Source organism: Glycomyces lechevalierae, from assembly GCF_027622945.1.
In the GTDB taxonomy this organism is placed as follows: Bacteria; Actinomycetota; Actinomycetes; order Mycobacteriales; family Micromonosporaceae; genus Glycomyces; species Glycomyces rutgersensis.
The window spans coordinates 1-14578 of record NZ_JAPZVQ010000020.1 but is presented as its reverse complement, the minus strand read 5'-3'; the positions used below and the strand labels follow the sequence as shown (position 1 = coordinate 14578).

The 14578-nt window shown below is 69.7% G+C and carries 13 protein-coding genes; 9 read left to right on the top strand and 4 right to left on the bottom strand.

Features of this window, described 5'->3' with window-relative positions:
* The first annotated feature begins 43 nt into the window (after positions 1 to 43).
* A complete protein-coding gene (locus tag O2L01_RS22810; RefSeq protein ID WP_270124339.1) occupies positions 44 to 685 on the top strand; it encodes an FMN-dependent NADH-azoreductase in 642 nt (213 codons plus the stop codon).
* Positions 682 to 1005, top strand: coding sequence for a DMT family transporter (locus O2L01_RS22805; protein WP_270124338.1), 324 nt, complete (start codon positions 682 to 684; stop codon positions 1003 to 1005). The genes O2L01_RS22810 and O2L01_RS22805 overlap by 4 nt, the downstream gene beginning before the upstream one ends.
* Position 1006: 1 nt before the next feature.
* On the opposite strand, the gene O2L01_RS22800 is transcribed toward O2L01_RS22805, so the two are convergent.
* The 4 genes from O2L01_RS22800 to O2L01_RS22785 all read right to left on the bottom strand — a co-directional run bounded on the left by O2L01_RS22800 (position 1007) and on the right by O2L01_RS22785 (position 5097).
* Positions 1007 to 1636: an NADPH-dependent F420 reductase gene (locus O2L01_RS22800; protein ID WP_270124337.1), complete on the bottom strand. Its 630-nt coding sequence runs from the start codon at positions 1634 to 1636 to the stop codon at positions 1007 to 1009.
* Positions 1636 to 2682, bottom strand: coding sequence for an LLM class flavin-dependent oxidoreductase (locus O2L01_RS22795; protein WP_270124336.1), 1047 nt, complete (start codon positions 2680 to 2682; stop codon positions 1636 to 1638). The genes O2L01_RS22800 and O2L01_RS22795 overlap by 1 nt, the downstream gene beginning before the upstream one ends.
* Before the next feature lie 99 nt (positions 2683 to 2781).
* Positions 2782 to 3267, bottom strand: a complete 486-nt coding sequence (locus tag O2L01_RS22790) for a MarR family winged helix-turn-helix transcriptional regulator (protein WP_270124335.1) — start codon at positions 3265 to 3267, stop codon at positions 2782 to 2784.
* Positions 3268 to 3375: 108 nt separating this feature from the next.
* Positions 3376 to 5097 (bottom strand): D-glucuronyl C5-epimerase family protein, encoded by a 1722-nt coding sequence (locus O2L01_RS22785; RefSeq protein WP_270124334.1) that lies wholly within the window; start codon positions 5095 to 5097, stop codon positions 3376 to 3378.
* Between the two features lie 251 nt (positions 5098 to 5348).
* Between O2L01_RS22785 and O2L01_RS22780 the strand changes: the two genes are divergently transcribed.
* The 7 genes from O2L01_RS22780 to O2L01_RS22750 form a co-directional block, all read left to right on the top strand.
* Complete coding sequence (locus tag O2L01_RS22780) at positions 5349 to 5948, top strand: dihydrofolate reductase family protein (protein WP_270124333.1); 600 nt, start codon at positions 5349 to 5351, stop codon at positions 5946 to 5948.
* A 17-nt stretch (positions 5949 to 5965) separates the two neighbouring features.
* Positions 5966 to 6298, top strand: a complete 333-nt coding sequence (locus tag O2L01_RS22775; protein ID WP_270124331.1) for a YciI family protein — start codon at positions 5966 to 5968, stop codon at positions 6296 to 6298.
* Complete coding sequence (locus tag O2L01_RS22770; protein ID WP_270124330.1) at positions 6295 to 7515, top strand: RNA polymerase sigma factor; 1221 nt, start codon at positions 6295 to 6297, stop codon at positions 7513 to 7515. The genes O2L01_RS22775 and O2L01_RS22770 overlap by 4 nt, the downstream gene beginning before the upstream one ends.
* Positions 7516 to 7785: 270 nt before the next feature.
* On the top strand, positions 7786 to 8739 hold the full coding sequence (locus O2L01_RS22765) for an ABC transporter permease (RefSeq protein ID WP_270124329.1): 954 nt from the start codon (positions 7786 to 7788) through the stop codon (positions 8737 to 8739).
* Between the two features lie 14 nt (positions 8740 to 8753).
* Complete coding sequence (locus O2L01_RS22760; RefSeq protein ID WP_270124328.1) at positions 8754 to 9713, top strand: carbohydrate ABC transporter permease; 960 nt, start codon at positions 8754 to 8756, stop codon at positions 9711 to 9713.
* Between the two features lie 89 nt (positions 9714 to 9802).
* Positions 9803 to 11458: a type 2 periplasmic-binding domain-containing protein gene (locus O2L01_RS22755; protein WP_270124327.1), complete on the top strand. Its 1656-nt coding sequence runs from the start codon at positions 9803 to 9805 to the stop codon at positions 11456 to 11458.
* A gap of 140 nt (positions 11459 to 11598) precedes the next feature.
* On the top strand, positions 11599 to 14578 hold a 2980-nt coding region (locus tag O2L01_RS22750), incomplete at its 3' end, for a glycoside hydrolase family 2 TIM barrel-domain containing protein (RefSeq protein ID WP_270124326.1).

The window sequence follows — 14578 nt, the reverse complement described above, 5'->3', positions numbered from 1 at the left end:
GTAAGTGGACGCCGTGTCCACTTCACTTCCGAGGAGGAACCCCGTGCTACTGCACCTCGACGCCAGCGCCCGCCGCAGCTCCTTCAGCCGCGAGATCGGCGACGCCGTGGCCGACGCCTGGAAGCAGGCCCACCCCGGCCAGGACTACGTGCGCCGCGACCTCGCCGCGACGCCGCCGCCGTTCATCGGCGAGGCCTGGACCGAACTCTGCGACTACGTGCTGGAGCACCAGATCACCGACCCCGCCCGCTACAAGGAGGCCGTCCGCACCGCCGCCCAGGCCGAGGCGTGGGCCGTCGTCGAGCCGCTGCTGGCCGAACTCGTCGCCGCGGACGCGCTCCTGATCGCGACGCCGATGTACAACTTCTCGATCCCCGCCGCCCTCAAAGCCTGGATCGACCAGGTCACCTTCCCCAAGATGTCCCTGGCCGGCACCCGCATCGCCGTCGCCTACGCGCGCGGCGGCGCGTACGGGCCGGGCAAGCCGCGCGAGCCGTTCGACCACCACGAGCGCTACCTGCGCGACTTCTTCTCCGGCCACTTCGCCGTCGACGACGCCGTGTTCGTGGGCACGGAGATGTGCAACGCCCTGATCGATCCCGTTTTGGCCGCGAGGCGCGACGAGCACGAGCGCTCGCGCGCCGCCGCCCTGGAGGCCGCGCGCCGGATCGGGGCCGAGCTGTGAGCTGGTGGATCCTGATCGCCGCCGGGGTCGTCGAGGTCGCGTGGGCGCTGAGCATCAAGCCCACGGACGGCTTCACCCGCCTGTGGCCCACCGTCCTCTCGATCGCGTTGATGGCGCTCGCGGCGTTCCTGCTGTCCCTCGCCATCCGCGACCTGCCGACCGGCACCGCCTACGCCGTGTTCACCGGCATCGGCGCGATCGGCGCGGTCACCTTGAGCGCCTTGCTCAACCGCGACCCGCTCACCGCGGGGCGGGTCGCGGCCATCGCCCTGATCTGCTGCGGGGTGGTCCTGGCCCGGCTCACCACCCCCGCCGAGTAGGTCAGCCGAGCAGGTCCCGCAGCGGGCCCGCCTCCACGTTCGCGCCGAAGACCGGGGTGCCCGGCTCCATCCGGGCGCCCTCGGCGAGCGGCCCGGCGACGACCGGGTCGAAACCCAGGTCGTCGACGATCCGCGCGACGGCGGCGAGGTCGTCCTCATCGTCCCCGGCGATCGCGATCGCCTTGCGGCCCAAGGCACCCGCAGGACGGGCGCCGTCTTCCAGGTCGTGGTAGCCCATGTGGTTGAACGCCTTCACGAGCCGGCCCGCGCCGAGCGCCTTGCGCACGAACTCGCTCGACGTCGCGTCCGGGTCGAGGACGCGCTCGCGCGGGCCGTCGACCTCCCACCAGTGGTTCATCGCGTCCACGACCAGCTTGCCGCGCAAGGCTTCCGCCGGGATCGAACCGTGCTTGCCCAGCGGCAGCGCCAGGACCACCACGTCCGCCCGCTCGGCCGCCTCGGCGGCCGTGACGGCCTCGGCCCCCGGCGTCAGCACCTCGATCGTGAGCGCGATCTTGGCCGGGTCGCCCGAACCGGCGACCAGGACCCGGTACCCGGCGGCGACCGCGAGCCGGGCCAGCACGGTGCCGACCTTGCCCGCGCCGAGGATGCCGATCGTCTTGGCGTCCATCAGGACTCCTCTGCCTCGGCGAGCAGCTCACGCACGCGCGGCACGACCTCGGTGCCGTACAGCTCCACGGCCTTGAGCCGCGCGCTGGCGGCGAGCGCGCCGCCGGCGGAGTAGATGAGGTCGAAGCGGCCGACGTCGAGTGCGCCGACGGCGCGGGCGATCCGGCGGGCCACCGTCTCGGGGGAGCCGATGTAGAGCGAGCCGTGCTCGATCTCGCGCTCGAACTCCTCGCGGCGCAGCGGCTGCCAGCCGCGCAGCGCCCCGATCCGGTCGCGCACCTCCTTGTACCCCGGGTAGAACAGCTCCTTGGCCTCCTCGTCCGTGGCCGCGATGAAGCCCGGCGAGTGCAGCCCGACCGGGTACGCGGTGGTGCCCAGTTCCTTTGCGGCCCTGCGGTACAGGTCCACGTACGGCCCGAACCGCTCGGGTGCGCCGCCGATGACGGCGAGCATGAGCCGGAAGCCGTACTGGGCGGTGCGCACGACCGACTGCGGGCTGCCGCCGACGCCGACCCAGGTGCGCAGCCGCCCGGACTCGGTCTTGGGGAACACGTCCTGGTCGATCAGGGCGGCGCGCTTGGTGCCCCGCCAGGTCACGGGCTTCTCGTCGAGGAGCTTGTGGAAGAGGTCGATCTTCTCCTCGAACAGCACGTCGTAGTCGGTGAGGTCGTAGCCGAACAGCGGGAACGACTCGGTGAACGAGCCGCGGCCGAGGATGATCTCGGCCCGCCCGTTCGAGAGCGCGTCGACGGTGGCGAAGCGCTGGAAGACCCGGACCGGATCGTCGGAGCTGAGGACGGTCACGCCCGAGGACAGGCGGATGCGCTCGGTGCGCGCGGCGATGCCCGCGAGCACGGTCTCGGGGGAGGAGATCGCGAACTCGGGCCGGTGGTGCTCGCCGAGGGCGATCACGTCGATCCCGGTCTGGTCGGCGACGACGGCCTCTTCGACCGTGGCGCGGATGGCCTGCGCGTAGGAGGTGACGTTCCCCTGGTCGTCGCGCGGCAGGTCGCCGAAGCTGTCGATGCCGAACTCGATGGCGCTCACGATGCGCTCCTTTCACCGCCGCGGCGTTCCGCCGAAGCATTGTTGATACGTCATGTATAGTGCCACATGGTTGACATGTCAACTAGATGGTGACCGACGCTACCCGCGCCTCGGCTTCCTCTTGGCCGCCAAGTGGTCCCGCAGGGTCTCGGCGAGGTCCCGCGCCGCCGCGAGCTGGGCCGGCGTCAGGGCATCGAGGAACAGTTCCCGGATGGCGTGGAAGTGCGGCACGCTCGCGTGCCGCAACGCGTCGCGGCCGTCATCGGTGAGCACGGCCTCCGATCCCCGGCTGTCCGTGGGCGCCGTCTCGCGCCGGATCAGCCCGCGCTGCTCCATGCGCCCGAGGTGGTGCGAGAGCCGGCTGCGTTCCCACCCGATCCCTTCGGCCAGTTCGGAAGACCGCATCCGCCGCCCCTCGGCCTCGCTCAACGCGAGCAGCACCTGGTAGTCCCCGGCCGAGATCCCGCTGTCCGCCTGGAACCGCCCCGCGAGCGCGCCGCGCAGCTCCTCGGTGGTCTCGATGAACACCCGCCAGCTGTCGTACTCCTCGCGCGAGAGCGCGCTCCCGCCCTTCCGCTCCGCCATGACCGCCCCGTTCCACGAATAGATGACACATCAATTATCGCGCGTCATCACCGGAACGTCAACCGGTGAGGCCGCGACGGAGGCGTACCCCTCCATCGCGGCCCCGGCTCAGCGGCCGTCGACGGTGATGTCGCCGGCCCAGACCCAGTATCCGGTCAGGAAGCCGCCCGAGATGCGGTACATCGGGCGGCCGTTGACGACCGAGCGCCGGTCGAACGGGGCGTTCGACGCGTTCGTGAAGCTCACGTCGCGACTGCCGCTGAAGCGCCCGTCGGTGCCGAGCAGCCAGCAGGTGACCTGGGTGGCCGCCGGGAACGTCAGCGTGCGGCCCGGATAGCAGATGTTCGGCAGGTACTCGCCCACGAGGTAGGCCTTCGGGTAGTACTCGCCGACCCACCAGCCCGTGTAGGCGCCCGCGTTGATCCGGTAGTAGATCCCGCGGTCCTTGATGCGGCGGCGCTTGTTCGCGGGGGCCTGGGTGGCGCGGGAGAACGTCACGCTCTTGCTCTCGAGCTCCGCGTCGCCCTTGGACTCCACGAAGTCCCCGTCCGCGTCGGTGTCGAACCGGTACAGGGTGTGGGTGCCGGCGGCGAACGCGATGTTCGACCCGGTCGGCACGGACGGGTAAGGGAAGTCGTCCGTGAGCTGGTCGGCCATGTGGGAGAAGCGCGGTCCGGCCGTCTGCCAGTGCAGCTGGCGCAGCAGGTTGATGTGGTGCTGGTGGTACGACGAGGTCGGGATGCGGTGCGTCTGGCAGTAGAACGAGATCCAGCGCAGGTTGCGCAGCAGCGGGAAGTACCGGTCGATGGTCGTGCACGCGCCGTCGTAGAGGGCCGCCGCCAGCTCGTTCCCGGTGGCCTGGATGTAGTCCCACAGGCCGAACATGGCGAAGACCATGCCGTTGTACGTGTAGTCGCCCGTGCCCGGGGTCGCGCCCGGGTACTCCTGGATCCACAGGTAGCCGGCGCTGTTGCGGTTGACCACCCAGGGCGTGCCGTCGTCGCCGAGCAGCAGGGACGCGAACGCGCCGTCGGCCGCCGCGAGGTACAGCGTGCGCTCCTCGTCGGTGATCCCGTCGAGCTCCGAGAGCTGGATGAAGAGGCTGATCGCCTCGCCCTGGGCCATCCCGGAGTACCAGGGCGCCTGGTAGGAGACGCCGCTGTGCGTGGTGTGGGTGAAGTCGAACGGGTACGGGAAGTACCAGGCGCCGCGGGTCTCCACGTGCGTCTCGATCAACCGCCCGGCCTGCGCCTTCGCCCGCGTCAGGTACAGCTCCTTGCGGGCGGGGTCCGTCTCGGTCCGGTAGCTGGTGACGCAGCTGAGGCCGAACTGGATCTGGGTGACGGGCTGGTCGTAGCCCGGCTCGTCGATCGACGGCCGGTACTGGATGACGCCCGCGTCGTCGAGGTAGGTGTGCTCGTTGTCGGGAGTGACGTTCTCCCACTTCATAGGCCGGTCCCGCCAGGGCTTCAGTTCCTCGGGCAGGTCCGCGGAGGCGACGTAGCCGTTCCGGTTGAACTCGAACGGCAGGGTGGTCGGCGCGTCCTCGAGGGCGAACAGCTCCGGCGCGCTGCGCGGCGCGGGGATCGTCCCGGTCGGCGGCTCGACGCTGCCCCCGGCGAGCTGGTCGGGGAGGGGCGGGAGCGGCTCGAACGCGGGCTTGGCCGGCTGGTGCGAGGCGAGGGGGATCGTCTCCAGCGACTCGCCCGCAGTGCCCGCCGGGGAGCCGGCGAACGCGACGGCGCTCCCGGTCGCGGCGAGGGCGGCGGCGCCGCCGGCGAGGTGCATGAACCGCCGGCGGTTCACCGCGGGTTGGGTGGTGTCTGTCATGTGCGCTCTCTCTGCGTGGTGGGTAGCAAGACTGTAGAGGCGAGCAGCCCACTTTGGAGGACCGGGGTGGGCGGCTACCAGCACGGCCACAGGACAACTGCCGCAAAAACGGCCCGAAGCCGCGAGTGTGCCGAAGACCCCTACCAGGGCGCCGGAAAAAGTTCCGGGCGGGTTGTCGAAACGGGGCGGGGCGGTTCGTAGAGGGAGTGAGGCCGCCCGACGGGGGCGGCGTGAAGGAAAAGAGCAGGATCATGAGCACCACGCTGACCGTCGACTTCTTCTGCAGCATCGACGGCTACGGGATGGCCGAGGGCTGGCCGGGCTACTGGGGCAAGGAGGGGCCCGAGCTCATCGCGGACCGGGTGCGGACGTTCGAGCAGGAGCAGGTGCTCGTCTTCGGAGCCACGACCTTCCGGCAGTTCCGGGAGTTCGTGAAGGTCTTCGACGAGCCCTACTACCGCAGTCTCGACGCGCTGCCGAAGATCGTCTTCTCCAGCACGCTCGAGGAACCGCTGGGCTGGGAGAACTCCACGCTCATCGACGAGGACGCCGTGACCGCGATCGAGCGGCTGAAGCGCACCACGGACGTGCCGATGCGGTCGCACGGCAGCATCGCGCTCAACCGCGCCCTGCTCGCCGCCGGGCTCGTCGACCGGATCGAGGTCATGATGTTCCCGGCCGTCTCCGGCCGCGCCGGACAGGCGGGCCTGTTCCACGGCGGCGTGGAGCTCGACCTCGAACTCCTCGAGTCCACGGTGCTCGACGGCCGCACCCACAAGCTCGTCTACCGTCCGCAAGTGCACGGCGAGATCCCCGACGGTGTCGGGCCCCGCCGCCGCGACGACGTCTGAAGAGGGAGAATCCGATCATGCAGTACCTGGTCAACGTCATCGACAGCCGCGCCGACTCCGGCACCGCCGAAGAGGCCGCCGCGATCGACGAGTTCAACGACAAGCTCCGCGAAGGCGGCCACTGGGTCTTCGCCGCGGGCCTCGCCCACCCGTCCGCCTCCACCGTGATCGACGGCCGGGGCGACGAGCCCGTCCTCACCGACGGCCCCTTCGTCGAGACCAAGGAGTTCGCCGCCGGCTTCTGGATCATCGAGGCCACCGACCTCGACGTGGCCCTCGCGCTCATGGCCGAAGGCTCCAAGGCCTGCAACCGCAGGCTCGAGGTGCGACCGGTCCACACCGAGGCATGACCGACGCGCAGGAGGCCCTGACCCGCGCCCACCGCGAGGAGTGGGCGCGGGTGGTGGCGGTGCTCGCCAAGCGGTTCGGGAACCTCGGGACCGCCGAGGACGCAGCCGCGGAGGCCTTCGCGGCCGCCGCCGAGCACTGGCCCGCCGAGGGCGTCCCGCCCAACCCCGGCGCCTGGCTCACCACGACGGCGAACCGCAAGGCGATCGACCAGATCCGGCGCGAGGGCAAACGCGACGGCAAGCACCAGGAGGCCCAGCGCGTGTACGCCGCCGAACCCGAACCCCGCGGCCCGATCGACGACGACCGGCTGCGCCTCGTCTTCACCTGCTGCCACCCCGCGCTCTCGGTCGAGGCCCGTGTCGCGCTCACCCTGCGGATGGTCGGCGGCCTCGCCGTCCCCGAGATCGCCCGCGCGTTCCTGGTGCAGGACACCACGATGGGCGCCCGCATCACCCGCGCCAAAGCGAAGATCGCCGCCGCCCGCATCCCCTACCGCGTGCCCGCCGCAGAGGACCTGCCGCGCCGCGTCTCAGGCGTGCTCGCGGTCCTCTACCTGATCTTCAACGAGGGATACTTCGCGTCCGGGCCCGACACGGCGCCCGTGCGCGAGGAGCTGACGGGCGAGGCGATCCGGCTCGCGCGGCTGCTCCGCGAACTCCTGCCCGACGACGGCGAGGTCGCGGGGATGCTCGCCCTCATGCTGCTCACCGATGCCCGCCGCGCCGCCCGCGTCTCGTCCGCCGGCGAACTCGTCCCACTCCCCGAACAGGACCGCGGCCTCTGGAACACCGCCTTGATCGCCGAAGGGCACGCGCTCGTTCGCGAACGCCTGGCCTCGGGCGAGGCCCCCGGCCGCTACCAGCTGCTCGCCGCGATCAACGCCGTGCACACCGACGGCGACGCGAGCGACTGGACCCAGGTCGTGGCCCTCTACGACCAGCTCCTGCGGCTCGACGCCTCGCCGATCACGCGGCTCAACCGCGCGATCGCGGTGGGGGAGCGCGACGGCGCGGAGGCCGGGCTCGCCCTCGTCGACGCGCTCGAGCCCGACCTCGCGGGCTACCACGCGTTCCACGCCGCCCGGGCGGCGCTGCTGCAGCGACTCGGTTGGGCCACAGGCGCCTGCGAGGCCTACGACGAGGCGATCCGCCTCGCCGAGAACACCGCCGAGATCGCGTTCCTCACGCGCCGTAGGGAACAGGCGCGACCGGACTGAACGATGAAACCGCAGGTCGCGTAGAGATCCGACTAATCACCGGGTGATAGTGAAACCTATCGGGCAAAAGCGGATGAAGATCGACGAGAATTCACCGTCGCCTCTCGCGATCGACATAAAGATCTGATCTTTTCTCGCGTCAAGTGTTGACTCGATCGAGCGCTCCAATTTACCGTGAACATTCACAACGGCGGATCGCAAAGGAGCGGGCGTGAGCAACACCTACGGGGAACGCCGCCATATGGCGCACGGATCGACAGGGGCCGAGCGGTGAGCGCGGCGGTGCAGGCGCCGGTCGCGGTGACCGACCGCGAACGCCGCCGCAGGACCCGCAAGCGGAACCTCCGCCGGCACTGGCAGCTCTATCTGCTGCTGGTGCTGCCGGTGGCCTACTTCGTCGTCTTCCAGTACATCCCGATGGCGAACAACGTGATCGCGTTCAAGGACTACAACGTGGTCGACGGGATCTGGGGCAGTCCCTGGGCCGGGTTCGACCACTTCGAGCGGTTCTTCGCCAACCCGGTCGCGCTCGATCTCATCCGCAACACGCTGATGCTGAGCCTCTACGGCTTCCTGGCCGGGTTCCCGATCCCGATCATCCTCGCCTTGGCGCTCAACGAGGTCCGCGCGCGGTTCTTCAAGCGCACCGTCCAGATGGTCACGTACGCACCGCATTTCATCTCGACGGTCATCGTCGTCTCGATGCTCATCCTGATCTTCTCGCCCCGGATCGGGTTCATGTCCGACGCCCTCGGCTTCTTCGGCATGGACTCGAACCTGCTCGCCGACCCCGACGCGTTCCGCAGCGTGTACGTGTGGTCCGACATCTGGCAGACCGCCGGCTACTCCGCGATCATCTACATGGCCGCGCTGGCCGGCATCGACCCGAGCCTGTATGAGGCGGCACGTCTTGACGGTGCGAGCCGGTTGCGGAAGATCTGGCACGTCGACCTGCCGGGCATCGCCCCCACCGTGGTCGTGGTGATGGTCCTCAGTGTCGGCAGTGTGATGGCGATCGGGTTCGAGAAGGCGTTCCTGCTGCAGAATCCGCTGAATCTTTCCACGTCGGAGATCATCGCGACGTACACGTACAAGATGGGTCTGCTCAATGCGGACTTCAGTCTCGCGACGGCGGTGGGGCTGTTCAACTCCGTCATCAACCTCGTCCTCCTCCTGCTGGTCAACACCGTGTCCAAACGGGTGACCGGCAACGGGCTCTGGTGAAAGGAGCGCATGCAATGACCCTCAAGACCGCGACCCCGCTCGCACTCGACACCACCCCGGGAGGCGAGCGCCGCAAGCCCGTGCGCCGCCGCTCGACCCAGGTGCAGGACACTCCTGTGGACCGGATCTTCATGGTCGGCGTCTACATCCTGCTCTCGACGTTCCTGCTCATCGTGCTCGTGCCGCTGATCAACATCGTGGCCAGCTCGTTCTCCAGCCCCGCGGCGGTGTCGGGCGGGCGGGTGTTCCTGTGGCCGGTCGACTTCACGCTCATCGGCTACCAGGCGGTGCTGACCAGCGACGCGATCCTCACCGGCTTCGGCAACTCGGTGTTCTACGCCGTGGTCGGCACGATCGTCAGCGTCACGCTGACGGTGATGATCGCCTACCCGCTCTCGCGTTCAGAGTTGGTGGGCCGCAAGGTCCTCATCGGTGGGGTCCTCTTCACGATGCTGTTCTCCGGCGGCCTCATCCCGACCTACATGGTGGTGCGGTCACTCGGCCTGCTCGACACGAGGTGGGCGCTGATCCTGCCGACTGCGATCGCGGCGTGGCAGGTGCTCATCGCGATGACCTTCTTCCGCTCCTCGATCCCGGGGGAGCTCTATGAGGCGGCGCAGCTCGACGGCGCCTCGGACCTTCGCTTCCTGTGGTCGGTCGTGCTGCCGCTGTCGAAGCCGCTGCTCGCGGTCATCGCCCTGATGTACGGCATCGGACAGTGGAACTCCTATTTCTCTGCGCTGATCTACCTGCGCAGCGAGGAGCTGTACCCCTTGCAGCTCGTGCTGCGGAACATCCTGATCGTCAACAACACCGGCGGCACCAACCTCGCCGACCAGATGGCGGCCGAGCAGATGGCCGACCTCATGAAGTTCTCCCTCATCGTCGTGTCCACAGTGCCCGTGCTGCTCGTATACCCGTTCGTTGCGCGGCACTTCACCAAGGGCGTGATGCTCGGCTCCGTCAAGGGCTGACCGACCGTCCGATCACAGACTTCGCCGTATCCGGCCGTCGGCGAACCCCTCGCACCGCCCATCAACTCCTCATCGAAAGGCAGTCAACGATGACCACCAACCGATTCGCCCGAGCGGCCGCGGCCGGAGCGGCACTGGCCGTTGCGGCCAGTGCATTCGCCGCGTGCTCCTCGGATCCGAAGACCACCCCGGACGACGTGATCACCATCTTCGCCCCGCAAGGCGAAGACGCCGACCTGGACACGAACGCCTTCACGAAGGTGATCGAGGAGAAGTTCGACGTCGACCTCCAGTTCGAGACCACGACCTGGGACGGCACCGCGGCCGGGGAGAAGCGGCAGATCTCCCTCGCCAGCGGCGACTACCCCGACGCGTACATGCTCATTCCCTGGGTCGACCAGTTCTCCAGCGACGAGCTCGTGAAGCTCGGCGGCCAGGGTGTGATCCTCCCGCTCGACGACCTGATCGGCGAGGACACCCCGAACCTGACCGCCGCGTTCGAGAAGGAGCCCGGCTTCAAGGAGCTGGCGACCTCCCCGGACGGCAAGATCTGGGGCATCCCCGCCTGGAACGACTGCTACCACTGCTCGTACCCCTCGAAACTGTGGATGAACTCCGCGTGGCTTGACATCCTCGGACTCGAGCAGCCGACCACGCCCGAGGAGCTGCGCACGGTCCTCGAGGCGTTCAAGACGCAGGACCCCAACGGAAACGGCAAGGCCGACGAGATCCCCCTCTCCGCGGCCGGTGGCAGCAGCCTGCTCTCGTACCTCATGAACCCGTACGTGTACACCGCGGAGATGTACGCGAACGCGGAGGGCACCACACCGGCGACGCTCGGCGTCGACGGCGACAAAGTCGTCCTGCAGCCCACCAAGGACCAGTGGCGCGACGCTATCGCCTACGTCGCCTCCCTCTACGAGGACGGCCTGATCGACGAAGGCGCCTTCACGCAGAACGGCGAGGCGCTCAACGCCAAGGGCAACAGCGCTGAAGGCGTGATCCTCGGATCGGTCGCCGTCATGCACCCCTGGTTCGTCACGAACGACCACGAGGACGGGCGCTACGGCCAGTACGACGCGGTCCCGCCGCTGACCGGCCCGAACGGCAGCGACGCGACGTACAGCGGCGGCGGCGCCGGGGCCGCGCCGGGCGCGACCTTCGTCATCACCAACCGTTCCAGCGAGGCCAAGCAGAAGAAGCTCATGGAGATCCTGGACTTCATGGTCTCCTACGACGGACACCTGCAGGGCGAGTTCGGGGTCGAGGGCGTCAACTGGTCCCGCCCCGAGGCGGGCGACGTGGCCCTCGACGAGACCATGGAGCCGAACTTCAAGGTCCTCACGCTTCCCGAAGGCGAAGGCCTGAACAACTCCTGGGGCCCGATCGCGCAGTTCTTCAGCGACGCGGAGTTCCGCAACGGCCAGGTCACCGCGACGGACGTCTACACGCCGGAAGGCTACGAGCGTCGTCTGTTCGAGGCCACCAAGAACTATGAGGGCCACGAGTCCGACGAGCTGTTCCCGTACTGGGAGGTCGGCGTGACCGGCGAGACCGCGACGGAGCTCGCGACCGTCCAGACCAACGTGGAGAACTTCGTCGTCCAGGCGGCGGCCGAGTTCGCCACCGGCGTGCGGGACGTCGAGAGCGACGAGGACTGGGCCGAGTTCCAGCAGAACCTGACCGACCTCGGCGCCGAACGCTACGTCGAGATCTATCAGGAGGCGTGGGACGCCTCGAAGTAGACCTTCATTCCCCCAACCGGTGGGCCGCCTCCAGGGTCGAGACAACGGAGGCGGCCCACCGCCTTGCGGCCGCTGCGCCAATCGCTTAGGAAACCCGGACGCCGGTCGCACCAAGGAAACAGAGAGAGGAAACCCTGGCCATGAGCCGCACCCAGCACACCTACGTCGAGGACCTGAGCCCCGGGAGCGGCCGCTGCGGCCCCCGCGCGGCGCTCGCCTCCGACGCCGCCGCGCTCGGCCTCGACGGCGAGTGGCGCTTCAACCTGGCCGCCGGCCTCCGCGACACCACTGAGGGCTTCGAGGCCCCCGATTTCGACGCGGACGCCTGGGACCTGCTCGCCGTCCCGTCGATCTGGCAGATGCATGACCTGGACGGTGCGGCGCCTTACGGCAAGCCGCAGTACACGAACATCCACTACCCGTTCCCCGTCGACCCGCCCCGGGTCCCCGACGCGAACCCCACCGGCGAGTACCGCCGCACCTTCACCCTCCCCGCCGAGTGGCCCGAGACCGGGCGCACCCTGCTGCGCTTTGAAGGTGTCGACTCCGCGTTCGCGGTGTGGGTCAACGGGGTCCGCCTCGGCGACGGCAAGGGCTCGCGCCTCCCGACCGAGTTCGACGCCACCGCCCACCTCGTCCCGGGCGAGAACACCGTGGCCGTGCGCGTCCACCAGTGGTCCGCCGGGTCCTATCTGGAGGACCAGGACACCTGGCGGATCTCCGGGATCTTCCGGCCCGTGGCCCTCGTGCACCGCCCCGAGGGCGGACTCGACGACGTGTTCGCCCACGCCGGCTACGACCACGCGACCGGCATGGGCGCCTTGCGCATCGAGGCCGGTACGGCGGGCCGCGTGAGCATCCCCGAACTCGGCATCGACATCGCCGTCGGCGAGACCGTGCGCGTCCCGGTCGAGCCGTGGACCGCCGAGACCCCGCGCCTGTACGACGCGGTCGTCGCCACCGACACCGAGCGCGTGAGCCTCCGCGTCGGGTTCCGCACCGTGACCGTCGAAGACGGCGTCCTCAAGGTCAACGGCCGACCGATCCTGCTGCGCGGCGTCAACCGCCACGAATGGGACCCCGACACCGGCCGCACCCTCACTGTCGAGACCATGCGCCGCGACCTCGAACTCATGAAGCAGCACAACGTGAACGCGGTGCGCACCAGCCACTACGCGCCCGACCGCCGCTTCCTCGACCTCTGCGACGAACTCGGCATGTGGGTCATCGACGAGTGCGACCTCGAGACGCACGGCTTCGGCCCGTACGGCTGGAAGGGCAACCCGACCGACGACCCGCAGTGGCGCGAGGCCTGCCTCGACCGCATCGCCCGCATGGTCGAGCGCGACAAGAACCACGCCTCGATCCTCATGTGGTCCCTCGGCAACGAGTGCGGCGTCGGCGAGAACCTGCGGGCCATGGCCGAGTGGGCGCGGCACCGCGACCCCGACCGCCTTGTCCACTACGAAGGCGACTACGACTCGCCGTACACCGACATCTACAGCATGATGTACGTGTCGCACGACGACCTCGAGCTCATCGGGCAGCGCAAGGAGGAGCAGACCAAGGACCCCGCGAACGACGAGCACCGCCGCGGCCTCCCCTTCATCCTCTGCGAATACGCGCACGCCATGGGCAACGGCCCCGGCGGCCTCGCCGACTACCAAATGATCTTTGAACGCCACGAGCGCATCGCGGGCGGCTTCATCTGGGAGTGGATCGACCAGGGCGTCAGGCGCCGCACCGACGACGGCCGCGAATGGTTCGCGTACGGCGGCGACTTCGGCGAGACGCTCCACGACTCGAACTTCATCACCGACGGCCTGGTCTTCTCCGACCGCACCCCGTCCCCTGGCCTGATCGAGTACAAGAAGGTGATCGAGCCGGTCAGAATCGCGATCCAGCCGGACCGGCGCACCGTCACCGTTGCCAACGGCTACGACTTCGCGGACACCGCGCACCTGCGCTTCACCTGGCGGCTCGAGGACGACGGCCTGCCCGTCGCGGACGGCGACCTGGACGTGCCTGTGATCGCGGCCGGCGAAGCCGTGCGGATCACCTGGCCGGACAAGCTCGCAGAGGCCACAGTGGACGGCGAGCGTTCGATCAGCGTGCACGCTCTCCTCGCCGAGGACCAGCCCTGGGCCCCGGCCGGCCACGAGATCGCCTGGGGCCAGACCGTCGACGGCCCCGCAACCGCGACCGGCCCGCTCGAAGGCGCTGCCTTCGAAGGCCCTGTCGCGGCCGACGGCGGCCACCGCCTCGGCAGCGCGGAATTCGACGCGCTCGGCCGCCTGCGCGCCATCGGCGGCGTCGAAGTCGAAGGGCCGCAATTGGACCTGTGGCGCGCGCCGTTCGACAACGACCGCATCGCCTGGGGCGGCCCATCGCAGGCGGACCGCTGGCGCGACCGCAACGCGGCACTCGACCGCTTGGAGCACAAGGTCCTCGACGTCGACGCCGGGGCGACCCTCAAGGTCGCCACCAGGGTCGGCGCCGCCGGGGCCGCGCGCACTATGGACGCCGGCTACGAGTGGGCGTACGACCCCGCGGCCGGGATCCTGTGGCTCACCGTGTCCGCGAACCCGCTGGGGGAGTGGGAGGACTTCGTGCTCCCGCGCCTCGGCCTGCGTATGGCCGTGCCGAAGGCGTTCGACGCCGTCACCTGGTTCGGCGGCGGCCCCGGCGAAGCCTATGCGGACACCCGCACCGCCGCCCGGATCGGCCGCTACGAAGCCACCGCGGCCGGGATGCAGACGCCGTACGCGATGCCGCAGGAGAACGGCTCCCGCATCGACGTCCGCTGGGCCCGCCTCGCGAGCGCCGACGGCACCGCGCTCGCCTTCCACGGCGCCCCGCACTTCGCGTTCACCGTGCGGCCGTGGACGAGCGAGGACTTGGATGCCGCGCAGCACCCGCACGAGCTCGTCGAGCGCGACCGCCTCTTCGTCAACCTCGACGCGGCCCTCAACGGCACCGGCTCGGCCTCCTGCGGGCCGGGCGTTCGCCGCCATCACGGCCTGGTACGGGCTGCGGCGGGTGCGGGCGCTCACGGTGCTCACGCTCGCGGGCGGGCTCGCGAGCACGGTCTTCGCGCCGCTCACGGCCTATCTCGCGGGG

Coding starts and splice junctions, on each gene's coding strand:
- O2L01_RS22790 (WP_270124335.1), bottom strand. CDS start 3,267: ATGGCGGAGCGGAAGGGCGGGAGCGCGCTCTCGCGCGAGGAGTACGAC.
- O2L01_RS22800 (WP_270124337.1), bottom strand. CDS start 1,636: ATGGACGCCAAGACGATCGGCATCCTCGGCGCGGGCAAGGTCGGCACC.
- O2L01_RS22755 (WP_270124327.1), top strand. CDS start 9,803: ATGACCACCAACCGATTCGCCCGAGCGGCCGCGGCCGGAGCGGCACTG.
- O2L01_RS22770 (WP_270124330.1), top strand. CDS start 6,295: ATGACCGACGCGCAGGAGGCCCTGACCCGCGCCCACCGCGAGGAGTGG.
- O2L01_RS22780 (WP_270124333.1), top strand. CDS start 5,349: ATGAGCACCACGCTGACCGTCGACTTCTTCTGCAGCATCGACGGCTAC.
- O2L01_RS22760 (WP_270124328.1), top strand. CDS start 8,754: ATGACCCTCAAGACCGCGACCCCGCTCGCACTCGACACCACCCCGGGA.
- O2L01_RS22775 (WP_270124331.1), top strand. CDS start 5,966: ATGCAGTACCTGGTCAACGTCATCGACAGCCGCGCCGACTCCGGCACC.
- O2L01_RS22785 (WP_270124334.1), bottom strand. CDS start 5,097: ATGACAGACACCACCCAACCCGCGGTGAACCGCCGGCGGTTCATGCAC.